Raw genomic sequence first — 25,387 nt, forward strand, 5'->3', positions numbered from 1 at the left:
ACGACGACCGCCGACGCGACCATCGCGATGCCGGAGCCGACCAGCACGGCGAGGACGCCCTCGTCGAGGACCTCCTCGTTCCGGGCGAAGGCCAGTTCGTTCATGAGCAGCGAGACCGTGAACCCGATCCCGCCGAGCACACCGACGGTCACGATCGACCCGAACGACAGCGTCGAGCGGCCCGGCGCGCGGAAGACGCGCGTCGCGACCGAGCCGAAGAGCGTGATGCCGATCACCTTGCCGACCGGCAGCGCGAGCACGACCGCCCAGAACGTCGGGGACAGCTCGCCGATGCCGACGCTCGGGACCACCACGGCGGCCGAGGCGAACGCGAAGACCGGCAGCACGATCGCGTTGGACCACGGCTCGACCCGCTCGTGCAGCGTGTGCCCGGGGCGGCGGGGGAGCACCAGGCCGAGCGCGACGCCGGCGATCGTCGCGTGCACGCCCGAGTGGTACACGAGCCACCACGTGACGAGGCCGACGAGCACCATCGCGGCGATGATCCAGCCCTGACCGGAGCGGCCGGGGCGGAGCAGCCGACCGAGGACGGCGAACACGAGGAGGGCGACCGCCGCGCCGCCGAGGGCGGTGAGGTCCGTGCCGTGCGCGAAGACCACGGCGATGATGACGATGGCGATGAGGTCGTCGAGCACGGCCAGGGCGAGCAGGAACACCCGCACGGTCGACGGCAGTCCGCGGCCGAACATCGCGAGGACCCCGAGGGCGAACGCGATGTCCGTCGCGGTCGGGATCGGCCAGCCGTGCTGGTACGGGGTGCCCGTCGTGACCACCAGGAACACCACCGCCGGGACGAGCACTCCGCCGACCGCCGCGATCGCCGGGATGACGGCGGTCTTCGGGTTCGACAGTTCACCGTCGACGACCTCCTGCTTCAGCTCGATGGCGACCAGGAGGAAGAAGACGGCGAGCAGGCCGTCGCTGATCCAGTGCGAGACGGAGAGGTCGAGACCGACCGCGCCCCACGGCGAGTGGGCGTCGAGGAGCCGCTCGAGGCCGGGCCCGAGCGCGGAGTTCGCGACGACCAGGCCGAGGACGGCGGCGGTGAGCAGCGCGACGGCGCTGAAGCGGGGTGAACGGACGAGTGCCTGCACGGTTCTCCAGGTTCCGGGTACGGACGACAGACCGTCGACCAGACTTCCCGACACACCTCGTCCAGGGTACCGGAGCGGGCTGCGTGCCAGCATGACGGGATGACCGCCGTACCGGACCTCGTCGAAGTCGTCGACCGCCTGCTCGCTCCCGAGGGCGGGTGCGTGTGGAACCGAGCCCAGACGCACGCGTCGCTCGCGCGGTACGCGGTGGAGGAGTCGTACGAGCTCGTCGACGCGATCGACTCGGGGGACGACGCCGAGATCCGCGAGGAGCTCGGCGACGTGCTATACCAGGTGGTCCTGCACGCCGGGATCGCCGCGGCGGCCGGGCGCTTCGACCTCGAGGACGTCGCCGCCGACGTCCGGGACAAGATGGTCCGCCGGCACCCGCACGTGTTCGGCGACGAGCGCGCCGACACCGAGGACGAGGTCGTCCGGGTCTGGCGGGCGGCGAAGGCGGCGGAGAAGGCCGCGCGGACGAGCGTGTTCGACGGTGTGCCCCGCGCGATGCCGCCGTTGGAGCGGGCGGTCAAGCTGCTCGAACGGCTCGAGGAGCGGGGTGACGCGGAGGCGGTCGTCGGCGCTGCGGTCGGGGCGGGCCGCGAGCAGGAGGGCCGAGACGAGGCGTGGGGGAGCGCGGTGCTCGAGCAGGTCGCGGCGGCGCGGGCGGCGGGGATCGATCCCGTGCGCGGCCTGCGTGCGGCGGTGGCGCGGCTCGAGGAGGCCGGGCGCGCTGCGGAGTGAGACCGGCCCGGGGCTCGTGTCGAGGAGACCGTGAGCGGAGTGGATCGCGGGCGATCGCGGTCAGGAGAGCGGGCACCCTCCCAACCCGAAAAAGGAGGGTGCCCGCGAGCGGGTGACGACGTGCCAGGGAAGTCACGTCGGCAGGGATACCCGCCCGAACCGCGGGACCCCGTTGCAGCACACCGGCCCCGCGAACGGCCCGGTGATCGGATCAGGAGACCACCGAACCGAGGTTCTGCATCCAATGTATCAGCAGGTCGGTACACGTGCAAGCGGTCCGGTGCGTTCTGGCAGGATTGGCGCATGGCGACGACCGTGACGGCCCCCCGTGGCATGCGAGACCACCTCCCCGCGGACAAGGCGCGACGGGAGCACGTCCTCGGGGTCATCCGCGGCGTGTACGCGCAGCACGGGTTCGACGAGATCGAGACGCCGGTCGTCGAGGAGGCCGCCCGCCTGCACTCCGGCCTCGGTGGCGACAACGAGAAGCTCGCGTTCGCCGTGATGAAGCGCGGGCTCACGACGGACGACGTGCGCAGTGCCGAGGCCCCGCTCGACCTCGCAGACCTCGGGCTCCGGTTCGACCTGACCGTCCCGCTCGCCCGCTTCTACGCCTCGCACCGTGCCGAGCTCCCGTCGGTGTTCCGGGCGGTGCAGATCGCACCCGTGTGGCGCGCCGAGCGTCCGCAGAAGGGGCGCTACCGCCAGTTCGTGCAGTGCGACATCGACGTGCTCGGCGAGCCCGGGCAGCTCGCCGAGATCGAGCTGATCAGCGCGACGACCGCGGCGCTCGACGCCCTAGGCATCGCGGGCACCACGATCCGGATCAACGACCGGCGGATCCTCACGGCGCTGCTCGGGTCGTGGGGCATCGTCGACCCCGGAGCTGCGGAGCGCGCCCTCATCACGGTCGACAAGCTCGACAAGATCGGGCCGGAGGGGGTCGCCGCCGAACTGCGCGAGACCACCGGCGCCGAGCTCCCCGGGCTCGAGGACACGATCCGGTCGCTCGAGTCCGCCGACTGGTCCTCCGTGGCCGACGCCGAGTGGCTCGACGCCGAGGCGTTCGCCGACCTCCTGCGCCTCCGCGACGCGCTGCCCGGCGCCGACCTGCGCTTCGACCCCACCCTGGTCCGCGGCATGGGCTACTACACGGGCACGATCTTCGAGGTGGCGCACCCGGACTTCGGGTACAGCCTCGGCGGCGGCGGTCGCTACGACGGCATGATCGGGCGCTTCCTCGGCCAGGACGTCCCGGCGGTCGGGTTCTCGCTCGGGTTCGAGCGGCTCGTCGACCTCGTCACGCTGCCGGAGTCGGCCGAGTCCGACGCCGTCGTGCTCGTCTACGACAAGGACGTCGACCCCGTCCGACTCGCCGCGCTGAAGGACGAAGCGCTGCGGTCGCACCGTCGTGTCCGGCTCGAACGACGGGTGAAGAACACCAAGAACCAGCTCGCCGGACTCGTCGAGCAGGGCTTCGACGCGTTCGCCTCGGTCCGGGCGGACACGGAGACGCTCGAGGGCGCCGAGTTCCGTCCACTGTCCTGACGCACGACACCTCCGCTCCACCGCGCGTCGGTAGGATCGGACCCGCAATCACCACAACCGAACTCGTAGGGAGTACCCCGTGGCCCAGATCGATGCCGTAGGCGCACGCGAAGTCCTCGATTCCCGAGGCAACCCGACGGTCGAGGTCGAGGTCCTCCTCGACGACGGCGTCGTCTCGCGGGCGCTCGTCCCGTCCGGCGCCTCCACCGGTGCGTTCGAGGCGTACGAGCTCCGTGACGGCGACGCGAACCGCTACGGCGGCAAGGGCGTCCTCAAGGCCGTCGACGCCGTGCTCGACGAGATCGGCCCGGCGCTCGAGGGCTTCGACGCCACCGACCAGCGTCTCGTCGACGCCGCGCTCATCGAGCTCGACGGCACCGAGAACAAGTCGCGCCTCGGGGCGAACGCGATCCTCGGCGCCTCGCTCGCCGTGGCCCGCGCCGCAGCCGACTCGGCCGACCTCCCGCTGTTCCGCTACCTCGGCGGCCCGAACGCGCACACCCTGCCCGTGCCGCTGATGAACGTCGTGAACGGTGGTGCGCACGCCGACACCAACGTCGACATCCAGGAGTTCTTCCTCGTGCCCTACGGTGCCGAGAGCTTCTCCGAGGCGCTCCGCTGGGGTGTCGAGACCTACCACGCCCTCAAGGGCGAGCTGAAGAAGCAGGGTCTTGCGACCGGCCTCGGTGACGAGGGCGGCTTCGCGCCGGAGCTCGCGTCGAACCGTGCCGCGCTCGACTTCCTGCTCGCCGCGATCGAGAAGGCCGGCTTCACCCCGGGCAAGGACATCGCGCTCGGCCTCGACGTCGCCGCGACCGAGTTCTTCCACGACGGCAAGTACGCGTTCGAGGGCAAGCAGCTCTCGAGCGAGGAGTTCACGGGGTACTTCACCGACCTCGTCGCGAACTACCCCCTCGTCACCATCGAGGACGCCCTGGCCGAGGACGACTGGGAGGGCTGGAAGCACCTGACCTCCGAGCTCGGCTCGAAGCTGCAGCTCGTCGGCGACGACCTGTACGTCACCAACCCGAAGCGTCTGCAGCGGGGCATCGACGAGCAGGCCGGCAACTCGATCCTGGTCAAGGTGAACCAGATCGGCACGCTGACCGAGACCCTCGACGCCGTCTCCCTGGCGCAGCGCCACGGCATGACCGCCATCCTGTCGCACCGCTCGGGCGAGACCGAGGACACCACCATCGCGGACATCGCGGTGGCCGTCGACGGTGGCCAGATCAAGACCGGCGCCCCGGCCCGCTCGGACCGCGTCGCCAAGTACAACCAGCTGCTCCGCATCGAGGAGGAGCTCGGTGACGCCGCCGTCTACGCCGGCCGCACCGCGTTCCCCCGCGCCGCCGCGCTCTAGGACACGCACCGCACGAGACGCCGTCCTCCTTCGGGAGGGCGGCGTCTCGTCGTGTCCAGCGCCGCGTTCTGCGGGCGGGGCGCGCACGGCTGCGCTCCGTCGAGGTCCCGCGACTCGCCGTCTGTCGGACGCCGGGGTCCCGCGGGAGGGGGGTGACGACGACGAGAGCGCAGAATCGTGGAACCAGGGGGCGGACCGGCCGACTGCGGGCGGGACCGACGGGGCGGGCGTGGGCCGCGCCTCCCGGCCGCGGCCGCTGGGAGGGTGCCGAACGACGCGCGACGGTCCGCGTGCCGGGCCCCGGGTCGCACCCGGGCCGGGTTACCGTTGGACCGTGCCCAGCCAGAAGCCCCGCGTCCGCCGCGTCCCCGTGGCCGTGCCGGAGACCGGCGCGCACGAGCAGCCCTGGTACCGGTCCATCCGGTTCTCGGGCTTCAGCCTGCTCATGCTGGCGATCATCGTGCTCTTCGTGGTCGTGCTCGCCCCGTCGCTGCGGACGCTCGTGCAGCAGCAGGAGCAGATCGCGCAGCAGCAGCGCGAGGTCGCGGCGCAGAAGGCCGACGTCACGCAGAAGAAGCAGGACGTCGCCCGCTGGGACGACCCCGCCTACATCGAGGCGCAGGCACGCGACCGGCTGCTCTACGTGTACCCGGGCGAGGAGAGCTACCTCGTGATGGGCGCCGAGAAGGCGAAGGGGTCCGACCGGGCGCGGACCGACTCGGGCAGCCCGGTGAGCTCGACCGTGCAGACGCCCGAGGTCGACTGGGTGCAGGCGATGCTCTCGAGCGTCCTGCAGTCGGGACTGACCGACAAGACCACCGAGGAGCTCGTCGCGCCGGACGTCTCCGGCACGGGCGATCCCACCGGCGCGGCCACCAGCGACACGAAGTAGGCCCGCGCCCGGGTCTCCGGTAGGCTCACGTGCCCGTGACCACCCCTCCCTTCGACCCGCCGTCCGACCGTGACGTCCAGGTCGTGTCGGCCCAGCTCGGTCGACCGGCACGCGACGTCGTCGGGATCGCGGCACGGTGCGTCTGTGGCAACCCCACCGTCGTCTCCACGAAGCCCCGACTCGAGAGCGGCACCCCGTTCCCGACGTTCTACTACCTGTGCCACCCCGCCGCCACCGCGGCCGTGAGCACCCTCGAGGCGAACCACGTCATGCCCGAACTCGCGGCACTGCTCGAGGACGAGACCGTCGCGGCGCAGTACCGCGCGGCACACGAGTCCTACCTGGCGGACCGCGAGTCGATCGAGCACGTCGACGAGATCGACGGCATCAGCGCCGGTGGCATGCCCACCCGCGTGAAGTGCCTGCACGCCCTCGTCGGCCACGCCCTCGCAGCCGGCCCCGGCGTCAACCCCATTGGCGACCTCGCGCTCGAGCGCGCGTCCTGGTCGCCCTCCCGGTGTGAGTGCCGGGCGTATGATGGCATCGCAGACGCCGGAGTCGGGGCGGGTGGCGGCGAACTCTGACCAGCCTCCCGGCAACCACCCCACTCCAAGGAGATCATCCCCCGTGCCCAAGATCCTCGTCGTCGGCGGCGGTTACGCCGGTTTCTACACCGCCTGGAAGCTCGAGAAGCACCTCCGTGAGGGCGAAGCCGAGGTCACCATGGTCGACCCGCTGCCCTACATGACGTACCAGCCGTTCCTGCCCGAGGTGGCCGCGGGGTCGATCGAGCCCCGGCACGCGGTCGTCTCGCACCGTCGCCACCTCAAGAAGACGCGTGTCGTCACTGCCAAGGTCACGAAGGTCGACCACGCCACGAAGACCGCGACGATCACCCCGGCCGAGGGCGAGGCGTGGGAGGAGTCCTACGACCAGATCGTCATGACCGCCGGCGCCGTCTCGCGCACCTTCCCGATCCCGGGCGTCGCGGACGAGGCCATCGGCCTGAAGACCATCGAGGAGGCCGCGGCGATCCGCGACAAGATCCTCACGAACTTCCACAAGGCGGCGAACCTGCCGGCCGGTCCCGAGCGTGACCGCCTGCTCACCGTCGTCGTGGTCGGCGGTGGCTTCGCCGGCATCGAGGTGTTCGCCGAGCTCCGCTCGTTCGCCTCGGACCTGCTGAAGAGCTACCCCGAGCTGTCCTTCGACGACACGCACTTCCACCTGGTCGAGGCGATGGGGCGCATCATGCCCGAGGTGTCGCTCGAGACCTCGCACTGGGTGCTCGAGAACCTCGCGTCGCGCGGTGCCGTCGTGCACCTCGACACGCAGCTCGCCTCGGCCGAGGGCGGCGTCTGCCAGCTCAAGGCGAAGGACGACTCGATCGAGACCATCGAGTCCGACCTCATCATCTGGACCGCCGGGGTCATGGCGAACCCGATGGTCAAGGGCACGGACCTCCCGCTCGAGCAGCGTGGCCGCATCCGCGTGCAGCCGGACCTCCGCGTGGTCGACGACAACGGCGTGGTCGCCGACGCGTGGGCCTGCGGCGACGTCGCAGCCGTGCCGGACCTGACCGGCGGCGGGGTCGGCGGCTTCTGCGTGCCGAACGCCCAGCACGCGGTGCGCCAGGCGAAGCAGCTCGCGAAGAACCTCACCGCGGTCATCCGCGGCGAGGCGACGAACGACTACAAGCACGAGAACCTCGGCGCCGTCGCGGGCCTCGGCCTCGGCACCGGTGTGTTCCAGTCCGGCAAGTTCGCGATGAAGGGCTTCCTCGCCTGGGGCGCCCACCGCGGCTACCACGGCCTGGCCATGCCGTCGTGGGAGCGCAAGTGGCGCGTCATCGGCGACTGGGTGGGCGGGTTCTTCCTCGGCCGCGACATCGCGTCGCTCGACGACCGCGAGACCCCCCGTGCCGCGTTCGAGACGTTCGCGTCGCGTCCGAAGGCCGCCGTCGAGGCGCCGGCGGCCGCCGCTGCCCAGGCTCCGGCCGAGGGCCAGCCGGCCGACGCCGCCGGCCCCGCCTACGCCACCCCGGCGGAGGACGTCTCGAAGGACGCCGCACCGGTCGCGGCTCCGGCGAACGCCGAGTAGGACCCGGCAGCACCACACAGCCGACACGACGGCCGTCGCCCCCGCGTGGGGCGGCGGCCGTCGTCGCGTCGGTAGGCTGTTGCGGCCCGCCCCCGTGGCCCAACCGGTAGAGGCACGCGACTTAAAATCGCCGAGTTGTGGGTTCGAGTCCCACCGGGGGTACCTGCGAGACTCGTGTCCGCGGACGCTTTCGCGGTCCGAGTCCCGCGAACGTGTCCGCGGAGCCGAGCCTCGCGACAGCGGCACGGGGGCCACCGCGGGAGCGGACCACTCCGGCGAGCACCTACGATCGTCCTCGTGGTCGGACTCGGTAGCGCCCTCGCGAACCTGCGCAACGCGCTCAACCGTCCCGAGGCGCACGTCGAGGTCGTCGACGGCGAGACGGTCCCCGTCGGCATGCTGCTCGGCACCCTCGGCGCCCTCCTGCTCGACGCCGGCAGCTCCGTCACCGACGTGCGGTCCGCCCTCGAGAAGGCCCGCGACGCCGCCGGGGTCGGCCCCACGCTCGCCGTGGGCGTGCTCCCCGCGCTCGTCATGGTGAGCGAGGTCGCGACCGGGTCCGCGACGATCGTGAACGCCGAGGGCGTCGAGCTCTCGTCGCGCCAGGCGGCCCGCGCGAACCGCCTGGTGCTCGGCCTCGAGCGCGGGTCGATCGCCCTCGCCGAGATCCCGGCGCGCGTCCGGGCGATCCGCGCCGGCACCGTGCCCCCGCCGCCCCTGCCGTGGATCACCGGGAACGCCCTGACCTCGGTCGGACTCGCCGTCGTCTTCCGCTGCCCGTGGTGGGCGATCGTCCTCGCGCTCGTCGTCGGCGCCCTCGTCGGCGTGCTCAGCCTGCTGCTCCGCCGGTTCCGCGAGGCCGTCGCCATCATCCCGTTCCTCGCGGCCTTCATGTCGACGACGGTCGTCGGCCTGGTCGCCGCCGGCACCGGGTTCGACCACGTCCCGCTCTTCGCCGTCTGCGCCCCCGTGGCGGTGTTCGTGCCGGGTGCGCTCATCACGAACGCCCTGCTCGAGCTCACCGCCGCCGACATCGTCACCGGGGCCTCCCGTCTGGTGCAGGGCCTCATCATGCTCGGCTTCATGGCCGCGGGCATCGCCGCCGGCAGCGCGCTGACCGGTCTCCGGGTCGACCCGTCCTCGGCGGCGCTCGTCGGCGAGGTCGCCGGTGTCGGCACACTGCGCGGCGGGTGGGAGGCCGTGCCGTCCTACTGGGTGTCGTGGGTGGCCGTGGTCGGCCTGGCGGTGGGTCTCGGCCTGGTCTTCCGCTCCGGTTGGCGGCTCACGCTCGTGTCCGTCGCGGTGATGGTCAGCGCCTACGCCGTCGTGAGCGGGACGACGCCGCTCTGGGGCAGCGTCGTGGCGACCGGCGCGGCGGCGGCCCTGCTCTTCGTCGCGACGCGGCTCCTCGAACGGCTCGTGCCGGTGGTCCCCGCGACGGTGTCGTTCTTCCCCGCGTTCCTGCTGCTCGTGCCCGGCACCGTCGGGCTGGTCGCCGTGGCCACCTTCGACCCGGTCGCGCTCGGGACACCGCTCGCGACCTTCGTCAGCCTGTGCATCGGCACGAAGATCGGCGGGCTGCTGCCGGGCCTGTTCCGACGGGGCGTGCCGCACCGGACGCAGGCGCACGCCGCCGGGTGACCACCTGACGGACGGGAGGCGCGTGGGGACCCCGACACGCGCCTCCCGTCCGTGTGGTCAGTGGCGGGAGGTCGTCGGCCGGCCCCGGCTGAGCCAGGCCCAGCAGAGTGCGCCCCCTGCCGCGCAGAGCGCGGCGGCCACGGCGACCTCCGTCGGCGAGGGCGCGACGGGGGCGGGACCGGCGACGACCGCGGCGAGGGCGACCGCGGCCACCGTCAGGCCGACGTAGCGGGCGCGGGCGCCCGCTACGAGGACGGCGCCCGCCGAACGCGGTACCGGGAGCAGGGTGGCGACGAGCGCGCCGACGGCACCGACGCAGAGGGTGGTCGCGAACTCCGCGACGAGGGCCGACCAGAACCCCGAGCCGGACGGCACCGAGTGCAGTGCCCAGCCGAGCGCCGCGACCACGAGCAGGCCGACCGACCGGGCCGTGGCGACCCGGACGCCGGACGCGAGGGTCGACCCGAGGCGGAGCGCGCCCGTGTCCGCTCCCGGTCGGCCGACGGGGACGAGGACCGCCCCGACCACGAGGGCGGGGGAGAGGTCACCGAGCCGGGTCACGCCGCACGCGACCAGGGCCGCGACGACGAGCCACGGCGAGACCCGGAAGCCGACCGACGCCCGGTCGGCACCCGCCGCCCACCGTGTGGCGAGCACGACGACCGCCGTCGTGACCGCCGCGCCCAGGAGGACGGCGACCGCCAGGCGGACGTACCGGGCCTCGAACGAGGCGCCGACCGCGAGGAGCGTCGACACCCCGACGACGCCGACCCCGATCGCGACGGCGGCCCAGGTGGGCAGCACGTCGTCGCCGAGCCGTCGCTCGGCGCGGGACCGGTTGCGCCCGAGGAGTCCGGTGAACGGGTTGCGGAGCCGACCGCGCACGGACGCCCCGACGAGGGCGAGCGGCGCGGCGACGAGGAGGAGGAAGGCCGCGGCGACGCCGGTGGCGAGGAGGACGGTGCCCCACGAGAAGGACGCCTGGATCGTGGGGACGCCGCGGTCGTACGCCGTCGAGGCCGTCCAGTCGCCCGCGGGTCCGGACCAGTCGGGGGCACCGCGCTGGCCGTCGCCCGTGGTGCCGCCGGTCGTGCCGCCGCCCGTGGTGCCGCCGCCGTGCGCGCTCCCGCCGCCGGTGCCGGTGCCGCTCGCACCGGCCCCGGGGGTGGCGCCCGCGCTGCCGTCGGTGCCGCCGGGTCCGGCGCCCGGGGTGGTCCCGGGGGCCGACGGGCTCGGGACCCCGCTGCCGCCGCCGGGCGTCGCGGACGGTCCGTCCGTCGGCTGGGCGCTCCGCCCGGGCAGCAGGACGCGGACACCGGTCGAGGACCGGGAGGCGTTGCCCGCAGCGTCCTGCTGGACGGCGGTCACGGTGTGGGTGCCCGCGGCCACGGTCGACCCGGTGGTCGTGCAGGCCCAGCGGCCGTCCGGGCCGACGTCGCTCCGGCACACCGGTGCCCGGTCGAGGTAGGCGGTGAGCACCGCGCCCGCCTCGCCGGTGCCCCGCACGACGAAGGGCTGCGACGGCACCCGTTCGTCCGTTCCCGGTGCGGTGACGACCGGAGCGGACGGGGCCGTGCGGTCGAGGAGGACCGTCCGGGGTGCCGACGCCGCACTGCGGAGGTCCGAGCGGAACCCGTCGGCCGTGCTGGCCGTCTGCACCGCGGAGACCGTGTGCCGGCCGTCGCGGCCCGTGATCGCGACCGTCCACCGACCGTCCGGGCCGACCGTCGTCGTGCGGTCGCCGGCGCTCCCCGCCACCGACACCGAGACCGAGGCGCCCGGGAAGCCGGTGCCGGTGACCGGCCCGATCGTCGGACGGTCCGTCGTGACCGACGGTGGCACGACGACGTCCGAGGCGGGAGCGCTCGACGAGCCGAGTGCCGGGTCGCTGCCGTCCGTCACGGTGAAGACCTGCTGCGGACCGGAGCGGACGGTCGCGATGCACGACCACGCGCCGGAGGCCGGCACGGTCGCGGTGCATCCGGTCGATCCGGTCGCGGCCGGCCCGGCGACGCGGACGCGGTGGCCGGGGGTCCCGCGACCGTGCAGGCGCACGGTCGCGGTCGTGACGTCGCCGGGGTCGGCGATGGTCGGTCGGACGGCGGGACGGTCGGAGGGCAGGGGCGTCGGGGTCCCCGTGCCGGGCGGCAGGGTGCCGAACTGCGGGAACGTCGTCGGCGACGGGACCGGCGTGGTCGTCGCGGCGGCAGCGGCCGCGCTCGGTGCGCCGAGCAGGACGGTGAGGACCACGGGCAGCACGGCGGCCAGGGCCGCGGCCAGGGCACCGGCACCGCGGACCGACCGACGCGTCGCCCTCCGGGGTCGCCGGACGGGACCGTCCGCGACGGCCCCCTCGTCCACGTTGTCCCCGAGCGTGTTCACCGTCTCCATCCCACGCGATCTCGCCGCGATGGTCAATCCACCACACGGATGATGTGTCCGCAGACCGACGTGGCCGGGCGGCGACCGGACGAGCGGTGGGCATCACTCGGGAATCACCCGTGAACCCCCGCCCACGGCAGGGACGACCCGGTCGGCCTCGGTAGGATCGTGCCCGGCCGTCCGACGGCCACGCACCGGCTGCGGTCCTCCCGCGTCGGACCCGACGCGCGAAGGAGAACGCCCCGATGGACACCGGACTCGTCACGACGCTGATGGTCGTCGGAGTGGTGGTGGTCCTGCTCGTCGTGGTCGGGATCTACCTCTGGGTGACCTACAACTCGCTCGTCACGCTGAAGGTGCGCGTGGACGAGGCCTGGAGCGACATCTCGGTGCAGCTCAAGCGCCGTGCCGACCTCATCCCGACGATCGTCGACACGGTCAAGGGGTACGCGACGCACGAGAAGTCCGTCTTCGACGACGTGACGAAGGCCCGGTCCGAGACCCTGACCGCGGGCGACGCCGGGAGCGCGTCCGCCGCCGAGGGGCACATGCAGAAGGCGTTGAAGAGCGTGTTCGCGGTGGCCGAGGGATACCCGCAGCTGCAGTCCAGCCAGAACTTCCTGCAGCTGCAGTCCGAGCTCGTCGACACCGAGGACAAGATCCAGGCGGCCCGACGCTTCTACAACGGCGGGGTGCGCGAGCTGAACACGAAGATCCGTATCTTCCCGAACTCGACCTTCGCCAAGAGCAAGGGCTTCACCGAGGCGACGTTCTTCGAGTCCGCCGAACCGGCGGCGATCGCCGAGCCGCCACGCGTACAGTTCTGACCCCAGCGGCGTCGGGCTGACCCGTGTACAGCGCCATCGCGCGGAACAAGCGCAACACCGTCCTCATCGTCCTGGTGTTCCTGCTCGTGATCGGGGCCCTCGGGTTCCTGGGCGGGTACCTCGCGGGGAACGTCTCGATCGGCGTCGTCGTGCTCGCCGTGGCGATCGGCTACGCGGCGCTGCAGTACTTCACGGCGGCACGACAGGCGACCGCGATCGCGGGCGGCGTCGAGGTCGACCGGACCACCGAACCACGCCTCTGGCGGACCGTCGAGAACCTCGCCATCACGACCGGGACGCCCATGCCGCGGGTCTTCGTGGTGGACGACCCGGCACCGAACGCGTTCGCGACCGGGCGTGACCCGGAGCACGCCGTCGTCGCGGCGACCACCGGACTCCTGGCACTGATGGACGACCGGGAGCTCGAGGGCGTCATGGCGCACGAGCTCGGGCACGTCCGGAACCACGACATCCGGGTCTCGACCATGGTGTTCGGGCTGGTGGTCGCCGTCGGGTTCATCGCGGACGTGCTGCTGCGGATCTCGGTGTTCGGCGGCCTGACCGGACGTGGCCGGAACAACGACTCGGGCAGCAACAACCCCGTGCTCATCGTCGCCGGACTCGTCGCCGTGCTCGTGGCCCCGGTCGCGGCCGCGGCGGTGCAGGCCGCGGTCTCACGCCAGCGCGAGTACCTGGCCGACGCGACGGGTGCGATGACGACGCGGTACCCGGAGGGCCTGGCGAGCGCGCTCGAGAAGCTCGGCGCGTACGGCCGGCCGACCCGGACGCAGAACTCCTCGATGGCGCACCTGTGGATCGCCGATCCGATGCGCCCGGGCGTGATGGACCGGCTCTTCTCGACGCACCCGCCACTGCCGGACCGGATCACGCGCCTGCGGAACAGCCTCGACCGCTTCTGACCGCGGCCCGGAACACCCTCGTCCCAGCGAGACGCCCGCGTGACCGCGAGCCGCCGTCGGATGCCGCGGCGTGTCGGTGGGCGGAGGGCGTCCGGCGGACCGGAGGGCGTCTGACGGGGCCGGCCACGGGCCTCCAGACCGACGTCAGGTGGCGACGTCGTCGGCGTCCGCGTCGGCTGCCGCTGGATCGTCGGCGGCCTCGTGCGGGACCAGCGCGACCCCGAGCGCTCCCGCGACCGCGGCGGCGGCGGTGCCCCGGTCGGTGACCTCGATCCCGTCGAGACCCTGCCACGCGGCCGCCCGTCGCAGCGTGACGGCGAGCCGCTCGGCGTCCAGGTGCTCGCCGGGCTCCTGCCAGGCCGTCCGGACCCGGAGCACGCCACGCTGCCGGTCGCTCTTCAGGTCGACGCGTCCGGTCAGCCGGTCGTCCTGCAGCACGGGCAGCACGTAGTAGCCGAAGACACGCCTCGGAGCCGGCGTGTAGATCTCGATCCGGTAGTGGAAGCCGAACATGCGTTCCGCGCGACGACGGAACCAGACGACGGGGTCGAACGGGCTGAGCACCGCGTCGACGGTGACGTGGCGGGGGACCCGCGCACCGGTGTGCAGCCACGCCTGCTCGCGCCAGCCCTCGACGCGGACCGGCAGCAGCTCGCCACGGTCGACGAGCTCGGTGATCGCGGCGGCGGTGTCGTCCGACCGGAGCCGGAAGTGGTCGGCGAGGTCGGCGCGGGTGCCCACGCCGATCGCCCGCGCCGCGCGGCGCACGAGTTCGGTGATCGCGGTGTGGCGGTGGGGAGCGGTCTCGAGCGCACCGACCGGCAGCACCTGGTCGGGCAGGGCGTACACGCGCTCGAAGCCCGAGCGCCCGGCGCTGACGACCTCGCCCCAGCGGAACATCTGCTCCAGCCCGGTCTTGACGTCGCTCCACCCCCACCAGGGACCGCGTCGGACGTTCGCCTCGTGCTCGACGGCGCTCGCGGGCATCGGGCCCTCGGCGGCGAGCAGGGCCCGGAGCTCACGCCGGACGCCGGCCGTGCGCTCGACCCCGGCGACCCGGTTCGGCCGTGCGTCCCGCTCGCGATACGCGTCCATGCGCCAGCGGAAGAGCGGCAGGTCGGTCCGCGCGACGAACGCGGCCTCGTGCGCCCAGTACTCGGCGTACGGGCCGCGGCGGGTCAGGGTCAACCGGTCGAGGACGGCGCGGTCGTAGCCGCCGAGCCGCGCGAACAGGGGCAGGTAGTGGCTCCGCTCGAACACGTTGACGGAGTCGATCTGCAGCAGGCCGAGGCGTCCGATCGTGCTCGTCAGCGTCCTGGTGGCGACGGTGTCGGCGGGCGCGGCCCCGAACCCCTGCGCGGCCAGCGTGACACGGCGGGCCTCGGCGGCGGAGAGCGTGGACCTGACCATGGGACCGACGCTACCGATGCCTGCCGACACGGTGCACGCGGGCGGGCGCGGCGCCAGGAACGCGGCCAGGACCCCGTGGATACAGTGGCGGAATGGCATGGGGCAGGAAGCGGACGCAGGCGCCGACACGGACGGAGTCGCAGCCGCCGACGCAGCCGCCGACGCATCCCGATCCGGTGGTCGAGGACTCGGTCCCCACGGGCATGCGGATCGCGGGGGCGTGGTCGTGGCGCGTGCTCGTCGTCGTCGGCGTCATCGCGGTCTTCATCTGGCTGATGACGGTGTTCAGCCAGATCCTCATCCCGTTCCTCCTCGGCATCGTCGTGTCCGCGCTGCTGGTCCCGATCTCGAACTGGCTGCAGCGGCACCACGTGCCGAAGTGGTTGGCGGTCGTCATGAGCCTGCTCGGCGGGCTCGCGGCGCTCGGCGGCCTGATCTGGCTCGTCATCGACCAGATCATCGCGTCCTACCCGTCGCTGCGTGACCGGACGGTGGAGCAGTACGCGAACATCCGCGACCTCGTGCTCAACTCCGGCCTCGGGATCACCCAGGGCGACGTCAACGGGTGGTTGAACGACGGCACGAGGTGGGTGCAGGAGAACTCCGGGCAGATCCTCTCCGGCGTCGCGAGTGCCGGCTCGAGTGCGACGCACGTCTTCGAGGCACTCTTCATCATCCTGTTCACCACGATCTTCCTGCTCGTCGACGGCAAGAACGTCTGGCGCTGGACGGTCCGGCTGTTCCCGCGCAAGGCCCGGGCCGCGGTCGACGGCGCCGGGGTCGCGGGCTGGATCACGCTCACGAGCTTCATCCGCGTGCAGATCTTCGTGGCGTTCGTCGACGCGGTCGGCATCGGCCTCGGCGCGTACATCGTCGGCCTGTTCTTCGGCGGGATGCCGCTCGTGATCCCGATCGCCGCGTTCGTGTTCCTCGGTGCGTTCATCCCGGTCGTCGGCGCGATCGTCACCGGGTTCCTCGCGGTGTTCGTCGCCCTCATCTTCAACGGTCCGCTCGCCGCGGTGCTCGTCCTCGGTGTCGTCCTGCTCGTGCAGCAGATCGAGGGGCACATCCTGCAGCCGCTCGTGATGGGCAACGCGGTCAAGGTGCACCCGCTCGCGGTGGTGCTCGGCGTGACCGCGGCGTCGGGCCTGGCGGGGATCGCCGGCGCGTTCTTCGCCGTGCCGCTCATCGCGACGCTGAACGCGATGGTCACCACGATCGCGAGCGGGCGGTGGCGCGGGCTCGACTCCGACCACGTGCTCGAGGCGACCCCGAAGCGCGGGCAGCACGGCCGCATCCAGCTCATGCGCCGACGTCGGCACCAGGTCGGCGACGACGTGCCGCCGCCCGGGGCGGACCGGCAGCCGACGGCTGCTGAGGGAACCGCCAGCACGAACTGACGTCACGGGTTCGCCGTGACGGCCGCGAGCGACGATGATGGGTGGCGTGACCGACACCTCCGTGCCCCAGCAGCAGACCGTGGCGTTCCCGACGTTCGCGGACATCGAGGCGGCGCGGGAGACGATCGCGGGGGTGGCGCGGGTCACGCCGATGGAGACGTCGCAGTTCCTCGGCGAGCTGCTCGGCTCACCGGTGCACCTGAAGTGCGAGAACCTGCAGCGCACCGGCGCCTACAAGGTCCGCGGGGCCTACAACCGCCTGGCGGCGTTGAGCCCGGAGCAGCGCGCCGCCGGCGTCGTCGCCGCGAGCGCGGGCAACCACGCGCAGGGCGTCGCGCTCGCCGCCCGGGAGCTCGGCATCCCCGCCACGATCTTCACGCCGGTGGGCGTCGCCCTGCCGAAGCTGCAGGCCACGCGCCACTACGGCGCGGACGTCGTGCTCCGCGGGCACTCCGTGGAGGAGGCCCTGAGCGCCGCGAAGGACTTCGCCGCCCGCACGGGTGCGGTGTTCATCCCGCCGTTCGACCACCCGGCGGTGATCGCCGGCCAGGGCACGCTCGGTCTCGAGATCGTCGACCAGGTCCCCGACGTCGACACGGTCGTCGTGCCGATCGGCGGCGGCGGCGTCATCGCGGGCATCGCGCTCGCGGTGAAGGGCATCGCCGAGCGCCAGGGCCGCGAGATCCGGGTCGTCGGCGTCCAGGCCGAGAACGCCGCCGCCTACCCGTCGTCGATCCGAGCGGGCCAGCCCGTCACGATCACGACGAAGCCGACGATCTCGGACGGCATCGCGGTCGCCCGCCCCGGCGAGCTGAACTTCCCGATCATCCGCGACCACGTCGACGAGATCGTCACCGTGTCCGACGACGACACCGCCCGGGCGCTCCTGGTGCTCCTCGAGCGGGCGAAGCTCGTCGTCGAGGCGGCCGGCGCCGTGGGTGTCGCGGCGATCATGTCGGGTGCCGTGCGCGACACCGGGCGCACCGTCGTCCTGCTCAGCGGGGGCAACATCGACCCGCTCATGATGGAGCGCGTCATCACCCGCGGTCTCGTCGCCGCCTCGCGCTACATCGGCATCCGCATCATGCTGCCGGACCGCCCGGGGCAGCTCGCCCGCGTCGCCCAGGTGATCTCGGACGCCGGGGCGAACGTCGTCGAGGTGCTCCACACCCGGCACGGGCAGGGGCTCGTCATCAACGAGGTCGCCCTCGACCTGTCGATCGAGGCACGCGGCCCGGAGCACGCGCAGGAGGTCATCCAGCGCCTGCACGAGGTCGGCTTCCGCCCGGAGCTGCTCGAGCACTGACGGCACGGCCGTCCCGTCAGCGGTCCGCACGGAGCGCGCGTCCGACCGTCAGGGTTCCGTTCGCGACGGTGTCGCCGGCCGGGAGGCGCGTGATGCTCCCGTCATGACCCTCACGTCGATCCTGCCGTCACTCCGCGCCTCGCTGCCCGACCCCCTCGACCCGACGCTCTGGCCCGCGCGCACCGAGGCCACGATCGACGACGTCCGCGTCCGCGCCGTCTCGATGCAGCGCCTGGCCGCCGTCGCCGGGACACCGTGCGTGCACACCGCCGAGCAGGCGCCGCCGCGGTACCGCCCGCGCGACTGGGTGCCCGCGGACGTCTGCGTGACCGTCGCCACCGTCACGCGGGTGCGTCGACCGTGGGGCGTGCTCTTCGTCGAGCTCGACGCGGTGGTCCCGGACTGCGCCGTCCTCGACGAGGCGCGGTTGATCGGCCGGCGGTCGGTCGCACCCTCGGCCGAGGTCACCGTGACGACGAACGCGACGGGCACCGCCGGCCGCGAGGCGCTCCTGCCGGGCGACGTCGCGGTCGGCGACCTCGTGTGCTTCCCGTGCGTGCGGGCGCTCACGCACCGCGAGGTCGTGGCGCGCTGAGGCGCCGCACGACCGGAAGCAGCTCGCGCCACGTGATCACGTGGCGCGAGCTGCTTCCGGTCGTGCGAGGGCGGCGCGCCCTACGGCTCGTAGCGCTCGACCTTCGTGACCTCGACGGCGATCTCCTTGCCGTTCGGGGCCGTGTAGCTGGTCTTCTCGCCGGCGCGGAGCCCGACGATGGCGGCACCGACCGGGCTGACCGGGCTGTAGACGGTCAGGTCCGAGCCCTCGGCGACGATCTCGCGGTTGCCCACGAGGAAGGTGGACTCGTCGCCGGCGATCACGGCGGTCACGACCGTGCCGGGCTCGACGGTGCCGTCGAAGTCCGCCTCGCCGACGGTGGCGTGCTTGAGCAGCTCGGTGAGCTGACGGATGCGGGCCTCGATCTTGCCCTGCTCGTCCTTCGCGGCGTGGTAGCCGCCGTTCTCCTTGAGGTCGCCCTCCTCGCGCGCCGCCTCGATGCGGTCCGCGATCTCCTTGCGGGCGGGGCCGGAGAGCTGCGCGAGCTCGGCCGTCAGACGGTCGTGCGCCTCCTGGGTCAGCCAGGTGACCTGGGTGTCGTTGCTCATGTGGGGTTCCCTTCGACAGAGAACGAGACCGGCCGGTGTGGCCGGTCTCGTCCGCGAATCAGACGAGTCTAGGGAACCCAGCAGTCGTGGATCAAGCCGGTCACGCCGCGAGTCGTCGTGTTCACGTCGGTCGAGATGGTCCGGGTGCGCTGGTCGGACTCCGGGAGCGTCACGACCTTCCACCCCACGATCGAGTACGACTTGTCGAGCACCTGCACGGCGCACTTCGCCTCGGTGCCCGGATCGACCGAGACCTGCGAGTGCACGACCGTCCGGTGGTCGGACACGACGGTGTACCCGACCTCGGTGTTGTCGAGTCCGTGCGAGGTCTGGTCGAGCCCGGCCCAGACCACCCACGCGACGAAGACGAGCACGACGGCGATCGCCGCGAGGACGCCGAACAGCCGGCCGCGCCGGCGTCGGTCGGGCGTCCGGCCGTACCGGTCGTCCAGGGTCGCAGCGGTGGCGGCCGACGACGCGGTGGTCGCGGATCCGGCGGGGTGCAGCGGTTCGGACAGTTGGGGGCTCCCGGGGTGATTATCCTGATCCCCAGGGTAGTTCACGCCCCGCTGTGCGCTGCCCGCATGCACGCGGACGCCGCGTGCGCGCCCCACTCGACTCGCACCCCGTGAGGAACACCGTGCCGTACCGCCTGCTGGCCGTCCACGCCCACCCCGACGACGAGTCGAGCAAGGGAGCCGCGACCGCCGCCCGGTACGTCGACGAGGGGCACCAGGTCCTCGTCGTGTCGTGCACCGGCGGCGAGGCCGGGGACATCCTCAACGAGCAGCTCGGCGAGCCGGCCACGAGCCGCGCGCACCGGGACATGGCGGGCTTCCGCCGCGGCGAGATGGCGGCCGCGCAGGCCGCGCTCGGCATCGACCACGTGTGGCTCGGCTACCACGACTCGGGCCTGCCCGACGCCGAGCAGGGCGAGACCGTGCGCCCCGGCACGTTCTCGACGGTGCCGCTCGAGTACTCGACCGAGGCCCTCGTCCGCGTCGTCCGCCGGTTCCGTCCGCACGTGCTCGTCACCTACGACGAGAACGGCGGCTACCCGCACCCGGACCACATCCGGACGCACGAGGTCTCGATGGCCGCGTGGCGGGACGCCGCCGACCCGGCGAAGTACCCGGCCGCCGGTGCCCCGTGGTCGGTGTCGAAGCTCTACTACGAGCGCACGATGAACCCCCGCCGCTTCAGCACGATCTACGAGGCGCTGCGGGAGCGCGACCCGGAGAGCCCGGCGCTCGAGCAGCTGCGCGAGTGGGTCGAGCGGTTCGCCGACCGGCCCGACCTCGCGACCACGCACGTCGACGTGCACGAGTACTTCGACGCCCGCGACGCCGCCCTCCGTGCGCACGCGAGCCAGGTGCCGCCGGACAGCGCCTTCTTCTACTGGCCGAACGACCTCCTCGCGACGGTGTGGCCCACCGAGGACTACCAGCTCGTCGAGGCACGCGTGCCCACCGAGCTGCCGGAGTCCGACCTGTTCGCGGGGATCCCTGACGACGAGGACACCACCGCGTGAGCACCATCCTGACGGCCATCGCCGCCGCCCCCAGCCCGAGCCCGTCGGTCGTGCCCGACGTCGACGTCACCCCCGGGGTCGCCGGCTTCATCGCCATCGCGGTCGTCGCGGTCGTGACGATCCTGCTGGTCGTCGACATGACCCGTCGCATCCGTCGCACGCGCTACCGCTCGGAGGTCCGGGAGCGGCTCGAGGAGGACGCGGGGTCCGGTGACCGCACGTCGACGGACGAGGCGGCGCGTCGCGCCGCCGAGGACGGCCGGGCCGACGTCGGCGACGACACCGAGCGCGGCTGAGTCCGCACACGACGGACGGGAGGCCCGTGGCGAGCGCGCCACGGGCCTCCCGTCCGTCGTCCGGTCGCGTCAGCCCGCCGGGTCAGCGCCCACGATTCAGCGCACCGGGATCAGCGCACCGGGTCCAGCGCCACGATGAGCACGCCCGCCCACTGGGCGGCGAAGGCCACGACCGTCAGGGCGTGGAAGACCTCGTGGAAGCCGAACACCGTCGGTGCCGGGTCCGGTCGCTTGAAGCCGTAGACGAGCGCGCCGATCACGTAGGCCAGCCCGCCGGAGAGCACGAGCACCGTCATCGGGACGCTCGCGGCGAAGAACTGCGGCAGCAGCCCGAGCGCGGCGCAGCCGAGCACGAGGTAGATCGGCACGTACAGCCAGCGCGGCGCGTTGATCCACAGCACGCGGAACGCGATGCCGAGTGCGGCGCCGGACCACATCACCCACAGCACCACGACCATGAGCGTGTGGGGCAGGGCGCAGATCGCGATCGGCGTGTAGGTGCCGGCGATGAGCAGCAGGATGTTGGTGTGGTCGATCCGCTTGAGGACCTTCTTCACCGCGGGGCCCCACGGGAACCGGTGGTAGGTCGCCGAGACGCCGAACATGAGCAGGGAGGTCGCCATGAAGACCGCGCTGCCGGCCTTCGCGGCACCGCTGTCCGCCAGGCAGATGAGCACGATGCCCATCGCGACGGCGAACGGGAACGTGCCGAGGTGGATCCAGCCGCGCCAGGCCGGCCGGGGTTCGGCGGCGGCCGCCTCCTCGGTGAACGGCACGTGGGGCAGCGTGGCGGTCTCGTCGTGCATGGGCCGACAGTAGGGCCCCTGGCCGAACGGCAGCCGAGCGTCCATGGCCTGCTCGGCTCCAGCGCGGTCCGGGCGCGGTGCACTACAGTCGTGCCGTGACCGGCAGGGTGGGATGGGCAGGGCGCGGCGTCCTCTACCGTGCCTACCAGCGTCGTATCCGCCGGCAGATCGACACCCGCGCGATGCCGAAGCACGTCGCCATGATCGTGGACGGCAACCGTCGCTGGGCGAAGCAGCTCGGCCTCGAGTCGGCCGCGCACGGGCACCGGGCGGGCGCCGCGAAGATCCCCGAGTTCCTCGACTGGTGCGACGACCTCGGCATCGAGGTCGTGACGCTCTACCTCCTGTCCGCCGACAACCTGACCGGGCGCGGCGGCGAGGAGCTCGAGCAGCTCGTCGGCATCATCGCCGACCTGGCCGGCACGCTCGCCGACCACCGGGACTGGCGGGTCCAGCACGTCGGCGCGGACGAGGGGCTGCCCCCCGCCCTCGTGTCCGCCCTGACCGCCGCCGAGGCCCGGACCGCCGACCACACCGGCCTGCACGTGAACCTGGCGGTCGGCTACGGCGGCCGCCGCGAGATCGCCGACGCCATGCGGAGCATCGTGCGCGCCCACGGCGAGGGCGGCGGGACGCTCGACGACCTGGCCGAGGTCCTGACGCCCGAGCTCATCGGCGACCACCTGTACACGCAGGGTCAGCCGGACCCCGACCTGGTGATCCGCACCTCGGGGGAGCAGCGGCTGTCGGACTTCATGCTCTGGCAGAGCGCCCACAGCGAGTTCTACTTCGTCGAGGCGTTCTACCCGGACCTGCGCGAGGTCGACTTCCTCCGTGCGGTGCGCGACTTCGGGCTGCGGTCCCGGCGCTTCGGCGGCTGACGGACGCCCCGGCACCGACTGCGCCGATCGGCTCAGGTTCGCTGCGGCTCCACCATCCCAGTAGACTCACAGGGTTCCCATCCCACGGAAGGTTGCCCCTGTGAACATCGCCGAGTACGTGAGCGGCTTCGCCGAGGAGCCCGGCTACCTCGACCACGCCGCGTTCGGTCCCGTGCAGACCGCCGTGCTCGAGGAGCAGCGGGTCCTCGGGACGATCCAGGAGCGCATGCGTTTCGGCGCGATGGAGACCATGGACGAGCAGGACGCCCGCGTCCGCACGGTCGCCGCACGACTCGTCGGTCGCCGCGAGGACCAGGTGGTCTCGCAGACCGCGACGACGCCCGGGCTGCTGCACACCGCGTTCGGCCTGACCGGCGGGGTGGTCGTCGCCGCGGACGAGTACCCGTCGCTGCCGCTCGCGCTCGCCAGCGCCGCCTCGGCCACCGGCGGCCGGGTGCAGCCGGTCGTGGTGGAGTCCGGTGCCGGGTGGATGACCCCGTCGCTGATCGCGTCCCGCCTGACCGACGACGTCACCGCCGTGGCCGTCTCGCTCGTCGACTGGCAGACCGGGTACCTGGCCGACCTCGCCGCGATCCGCGAGGTCATCGGCGACCGCCTGCTCATCGTCGACGCGATCCAGGGCTTCGGCGTCGTGGACGCTCCCTACGAGGTCGCGGACGTCGTGGCCACCGGCGGCCAGAAGTGGCTGCACGCGGGGTGGGGGACCGGGTTCACCGCGTTCAGCGACCGGGCACTGAACCGGCTGCGTCCGGCGCTGTCCGGTCCGCACGGCACCACCGGCTGGCCGACCGAGGTCCCCTCCGTCAAGCCCGGTGCCGCCGGGTACCAGATGACCCGCATCGACCCCGTGGCGCAGGCCCGGATGGCGGTGTCGCTCGAGCGGCTCGTGTCGGTCGGCGTCGGCGCGGTGCAGGAGCGCGTCGCCGAGCGCGTCGAGCGGGTGTTCGACATCGCCGACGAGTTCGGGCTGGAGGTCGAGTCGAGCCGTGACCCGCGCGAGCGTGCCGGCATCGTGGTGCTCCGACCGGCCCAGGGCCGACTGACGGCGCTGTCCGCGGCGCTGCACAACCACGGGGTCACGGTCACGACGCGCCTCGGGGTCGCCCGCGTGTCCGTGTTCGCGTCCACGACGGACGCGACGCTCGACGTGTTCCGCGACGCCTGCCTGTCCTACGCGACGATGCAGTAGCGCGCGAGCGCGGTGCGCTCCGCGCTGCGCGGCGCTGCCTCCCGCGCCCGTGCCCCCGTTCACGCGACCGTAACCTGCGGCTCAGCGTGTCGCGGAGTCGGTGTCAGGGGCGGGTCGTAGCTTGGCCGCATCGGGCACAGTGCCCGGTCGAAGCGGCCACGGTCGGTGCTTCGGGACCGCTCCACGGCCGCGTTCGAGGACAGTGACCGGGCCGAGCGCGGCCCGGGGATGGAGTGGTCGTGACCTCTCAGAACGTCTCTCGCGAACCCGCCCAGCGGCCCACCGCGGACCCGTCCACACCGGTCGCCCAGCGCACGTACGTGCTCGACACCTCGGTGCTCCTCAGCGATCCGCGGGCCCTGTTCCGGTTCGCCGAACACGCGGTGGTCCTGCCCGTGGTCGTCGTCAGCGAGCTCGAGGCCAAGCGCAACGACCCGGAGATCGGGTACTTCGCACGCCAGGCCCTGCGGTTGCTCGACGACCTGCGCATCGAGCACGAGCGCCTCGACTTCCCCATCGCGCTCGAGGACGGCGGCTCCTTCCGCGTCGAGCTGAACCACTCCGAGCAGTCCGTCCTGCCGTCCGGGCTGCGACTCGGTGACAACGACTCGCGGATCCTGGCGGTCGCGTCGAACCTGTCGAACGACGGGCTCGACGTCGTCGTCGTGTCGAAGGACCTGCCGCTGCGCGTCAAGGCATCGTCGATCGGCATGGCGGCGGAGGAGTACCGCGCCGAGCTCGCGGTCGACTCCGGCTACACGGGCATCACCGACCTGCAGGTGTCGGGCGAGCAGATGTCGGACCTGTACGAGCGCGAGGAGATCCGCTCGTCGCAGCTCGCGGGCGTCCCGGTGAACACCGGTGTCGTCATCCACTCGGAGCGCGGGTCGGCGCTCGGCCGCGTGCACGAGGCCGGCGCCGTGTCGCTCGTCCGCGGCGACCGCGAGGTCTTCGGCCTCCGCGGCCGGTCCGCCGAGCAGCGACTCGCGATCGACGCCCTGCTCGACCCGGAGATCGGCATCGTCTCGCTCGGTGGCTCGGCTGGTACGGGCAAGTCCGCGCTCGCGCTCTGCGCCGGGCTCGAGGCCGTGCTCGAACGGCAGCAGCACAAGAAGATCATGGTCTTCCGGCCGCTCTACGCCGTGGGCGGCCAGGAACTCGGGTACCTGCCCGGCGACGCCGCCGAGAAGATGAACCCGTGGGCGCAGGCCGTGTTCGACACACTCGGGGCGCTCGTGTCCGACAACGTCCTCGACGAGGTCGTCGAGCGCGGCATGCTCGAGGTCCTGCCGCTGACGCACATCCGCGGGCGGTCGCTGCACGACGCGTTCGTGATCGTCGACGAGGCGCAGTCCCTCGAGCGCAACGTCCTGCTCACGATGCTGTCGCGCATCGGGCAGAACTCGCGCGTGGTCCTGACGCACGACGTGGCGCAGCGGGACAACCTGCGGGTCGGTCGGCACGACGGCATCGCCTCGGTGATCGAGCGGCTCAAGGGGCACCCGCTGTTCGCGCACGTGACGCTGACGCGCTCGGAGCGCTCGGCGATCGCCGCGCTCGTGACCGAGCTGCTCGACTCGCCCGACCTGGTGTAGCGCGGCTCCGCGCGCCGGCGCGAGGCTCGGCTGGGCGGACACCTTCGCGGTCGCGCGACCGCGAAGGTGTCCGCTGGCGCGAGCCTCGCGCACGGACGCGACCAGACGACGGACGCGACCGGGTGACGGACGCGACCGGGTGACGGACGGGAGGCGGGGGGGGGGGCGGGCCCCCCCCCCCCCCCCCCCCCCGGGGGGGGCCCCGGCCGGGGGGGGGGGGGGGGGGAAAAACACGGGGGGGCGGTGGGGGGGCGGC

Annotated in this window: 23 protein-coding genes and 1 tRNA gene; 18 read left to right on the plus strand and 6 right to left on the minus strand. The window is 72.9% G+C overall.

What is annotated here, in order from left to right:
- On the minus strand, positions 1-1,115 hold a 1,115-nt coding region (gene nhaA, locus AB0N84_RS15610; RefSeq protein WP_363547979.1), incomplete at its 3' end, for a Na+/H+ antiporter NhaA.
- Positions 1,116-1,214: 99 nt separating this feature from the next.
- Between nhaA and AB0N84_RS15615 the strand changes: the two genes are divergently transcribed.
- The 8 genes from AB0N84_RS15615 to AB0N84_RS15650 all read left to right on the plus strand — a co-directional run bounded on the left by AB0N84_RS15615 (position 1,215) and on the right by AB0N84_RS15650 (position 9,403).
- Positions 1,215-1,859, plus strand: coding sequence for a MazG family protein (locus tag AB0N84_RS15615; protein WP_363547982.1), 645 nt, complete (start codon positions 1,215-1,217; stop codon positions 1,857-1,859).
- Positions 1,860-2,162: 303 nt separating this feature from the next.
- Positions 2,163-3,407 (plus strand): histidine--tRNA ligase, encoded by a 1,245-nt coding sequence (gene hisS / locus AB0N84_RS15620; protein WP_289457794.1) that lies wholly within the window; start codon positions 2,163-2,165, stop codon positions 3,405-3,407.
- Between the two features lie 79 nt (positions 3,408-3,486).
- A complete protein-coding gene (gene eno / locus AB0N84_RS15625) occupies positions 3,487-4,770 on the plus strand; it encodes a phosphopyruvate hydratase (RefSeq protein ID WP_069711708.1) in 1,284 nt (427 codons plus the stop codon).
- Between the two features lie 334 nt (positions 4,771-5,104).
- Positions 5,105-5,662, plus strand: a complete 558-nt coding sequence (locus AB0N84_RS15630; protein ID WP_182045457.1) for a septum formation initiator family protein — start codon at positions 5,105-5,107, stop codon at positions 5,660-5,662.
- Positions 5,663-5,697: 35 nt separating this feature from the next.
- Positions 5,698-6,246 carry a DUF501 domain-containing protein gene (locus AB0N84_RS15635; RefSeq protein ID WP_069711706.1) on the plus strand — a complete coding sequence of 183 codons (549 nt, stop codon included), beginning with the start codon at positions 5,698-5,700 and terminating at the stop codon, positions 6,244-6,246.
- A gap of 43 nt (positions 6,247-6,289) precedes the next feature.
- Positions 6,290-7,762 carry an FAD-dependent oxidoreductase gene (locus AB0N84_RS15640; RefSeq protein ID WP_363547987.1) on the plus strand — a complete coding sequence of 491 codons (1,473 nt, stop codon included), beginning with the start codon at positions 6,290-6,292 and terminating at the stop codon, positions 7,760-7,762.
- Between the two features lie 88 nt (positions 7,763-7,850).
- Positions 7,851-7,924, plus strand: a tRNA-Leu gene (locus tag AB0N84_RS15645).
- A gap of 135 nt (positions 7,925-8,059) precedes the next feature.
- Complete coding sequence (locus AB0N84_RS15650) at positions 8,060-9,403, plus strand: threonine/serine exporter family protein (protein ID WP_363547990.1); 1,344 nt, start codon at positions 8,060-8,062, stop codon at positions 9,401-9,403.
- Between the two features lie 57 nt (positions 9,404-9,460).
- Here AB0N84_RS15650 and AB0N84_RS15655 read toward each other — a convergent pair whose 3' ends face one another.
- A complete protein-coding gene (locus AB0N84_RS15655; protein WP_363547993.1) occupies positions 9,461-11,785 on the minus strand; it encodes a hypothetical protein in 2,325 nt (774 codons plus the stop codon).
- 245 nt (positions 11,786-12,030) lie between these two features.
- Between AB0N84_RS15655 and AB0N84_RS15660 the strand changes: the two genes are divergently transcribed.
- Together AB0N84_RS15660 and AB0N84_RS15665 are read left to right on the plus strand one after the other, a co-directional pair.
- Entirely contained in the window at positions 12,031-12,612 is a 582-nt protein-coding gene (locus AB0N84_RS15660) for a LemA family protein (RefSeq protein ID WP_363547996.1), read from the plus strand.
- Between the two features lie 23 nt (positions 12,613-12,635).
- On the plus strand, positions 12,636-13,532 hold the full coding sequence (locus tag AB0N84_RS15665) for a M48 family metallopeptidase (protein WP_363547999.1): 897 nt from the start codon (positions 12,636-12,638) through the stop codon (positions 13,530-13,532).
- A 144-nt stretch (positions 13,533-13,676) separates the two neighbouring features.
- Here AB0N84_RS15665 and AB0N84_RS15670 read toward each other — a convergent pair whose 3' ends face one another.
- Positions 13,677-14,942, minus strand: a complete 1,266-nt coding sequence (locus tag AB0N84_RS15670) for a crosslink repair DNA glycosylase YcaQ family protein (protein ID WP_363548001.1) — start codon at positions 14,940-14,942, stop codon at positions 13,677-13,679.
- A gap of 92 nt (positions 14,943-15,034) precedes the next feature.
- Between AB0N84_RS15670 and AB0N84_RS15675 the strand changes: the two genes are divergently transcribed.
- The 3 genes from AB0N84_RS15675 (at position 15,035) to AB0N84_RS15685 (ending at position 18,243) form a co-directional block, all read left to right on the plus strand.
- On the plus strand, positions 15,035-16,342 hold the full coding sequence (locus AB0N84_RS15675) for an AI-2E family transporter (RefSeq protein ID WP_363548004.1): 1,308 nt from the start codon (positions 15,035-15,037) through the stop codon (positions 16,340-16,342).
- Between the two features lie 46 nt (positions 16,343-16,388).
- Positions 16,389-17,648 (plus strand): threonine ammonia-lyase, encoded by a 1,260-nt coding sequence (gene ilvA / locus AB0N84_RS15680; protein ID WP_259346195.1) that lies wholly within the window; start codon positions 16,389-16,391, stop codon positions 17,646-17,648.
- A 103-nt stretch (positions 17,649-17,751) separates the two neighbouring features.
- Positions 17,752-18,243, plus strand: coding sequence for a hypothetical protein (locus AB0N84_RS15685; RefSeq protein WP_182047153.1), 492 nt, complete (start codon positions 17,752-17,754; stop codon positions 18,241-18,243).
- Between the two features lie 80 nt (positions 18,244-18,323).
- Here the strand turns inward: AB0N84_RS15685 and greA are convergent, their stop codons facing one another.
- On the minus strand, positions 18,324-18,812 hold the full coding sequence (gene greA, locus AB0N84_RS15690; protein WP_289457788.1) for a transcription elongation factor GreA: 489 nt from the start codon (positions 18,810-18,812) through the stop codon (positions 18,324-18,326).
- 68 nt (positions 18,813-18,880) lie between these two features.
- Positions 18,881-19,375 carry a DUF4307 domain-containing protein gene (locus tag AB0N84_RS15695; RefSeq protein ID WP_182047152.1) on the minus strand — a complete coding sequence of 165 codons (495 nt, stop codon included), beginning with the start codon at positions 19,373-19,375 and terminating at the stop codon, positions 18,881-18,883.
- A 77-nt stretch (positions 19,376-19,452) separates the two neighbouring features.
- Between AB0N84_RS15695 and mca the strand changes: the two genes are divergently transcribed.
- Together mca and AB0N84_RS15705 are read left to right on the plus strand one after the other, a co-directional pair.
- The gene (gene mca, locus AB0N84_RS15700; protein ID WP_182047160.1) at positions 19,453-20,343 is read left to right on the plus strand and encodes a mycothiol conjugate amidase Mca; all 891 of its coding nucleotides are present in this window, start codon (positions 19,453-19,455) and stop codon (positions 20,341-20,343) included.
- The gene (locus AB0N84_RS15705; protein WP_363548010.1) at positions 20,340-20,639 is read left to right on the plus strand and encodes a hypothetical protein; all 300 of its coding nucleotides are present in this window, start codon (positions 20,340-20,342) and stop codon (positions 20,637-20,639) included. The genes mca and AB0N84_RS15705 overlap by 4 nt, the downstream gene beginning before the upstream one ends.
- 110 nt (positions 20,640-20,749) lie before the next feature.
- On the opposite strand, the gene AB0N84_RS15710 is transcribed toward AB0N84_RS15705, so the two are convergent.
- The gene (locus AB0N84_RS15710) at positions 20,750-21,445 is read right to left on the minus strand and encodes a hemolysin III family protein (RefSeq protein WP_220456235.1); all 696 of its coding nucleotides are present in this window, start codon (positions 21,443-21,445) and stop codon (positions 20,750-20,752) included.
- Positions 21,446-21,540: 95 nt separating this feature from the next.
- On the opposite strand from AB0N84_RS15710, the gene AB0N84_RS15715 reads away from it, so the two are divergent.
- From AB0N84_RS15715 to AB0N84_RS15725, 3 genes are all read left to right on the plus strand, one after another.
- Complete coding sequence (locus tag AB0N84_RS15715) at positions 21,541-22,326, plus strand: isoprenyl transferase (RefSeq protein WP_259346194.1); 786 nt, start codon at positions 21,541-21,543, stop codon at positions 22,324-22,326.
- A gap of 100 nt (positions 22,327-22,426) precedes the next feature.
- Entirely contained in the window at positions 22,427-23,536 is a 1,110-nt protein-coding gene (locus AB0N84_RS15720; RefSeq protein ID WP_363548014.1) for an aminotransferase class V-fold PLP-dependent enzyme, read from the plus strand.
- Between the two features lie 239 nt (positions 23,537-23,775).
- Entirely contained in the window at positions 23,776-25,131 is a 1,356-nt protein-coding gene (locus AB0N84_RS15725) for a PhoH family protein (RefSeq protein WP_259346193.1), read from the plus strand.
- Positions 25,132-25,387: the final 256 nt, after the last annotated feature.

Source organism: Curtobacterium sp. NPDC089185, assembly GCF_040685235.1.
In the GTDB taxonomy this organism is placed as follows: domain Bacteria; phylum Actinomycetota; class Actinomycetes; order Actinomycetales; family Microbacteriaceae; genus Curtobacterium; species Curtobacterium citri.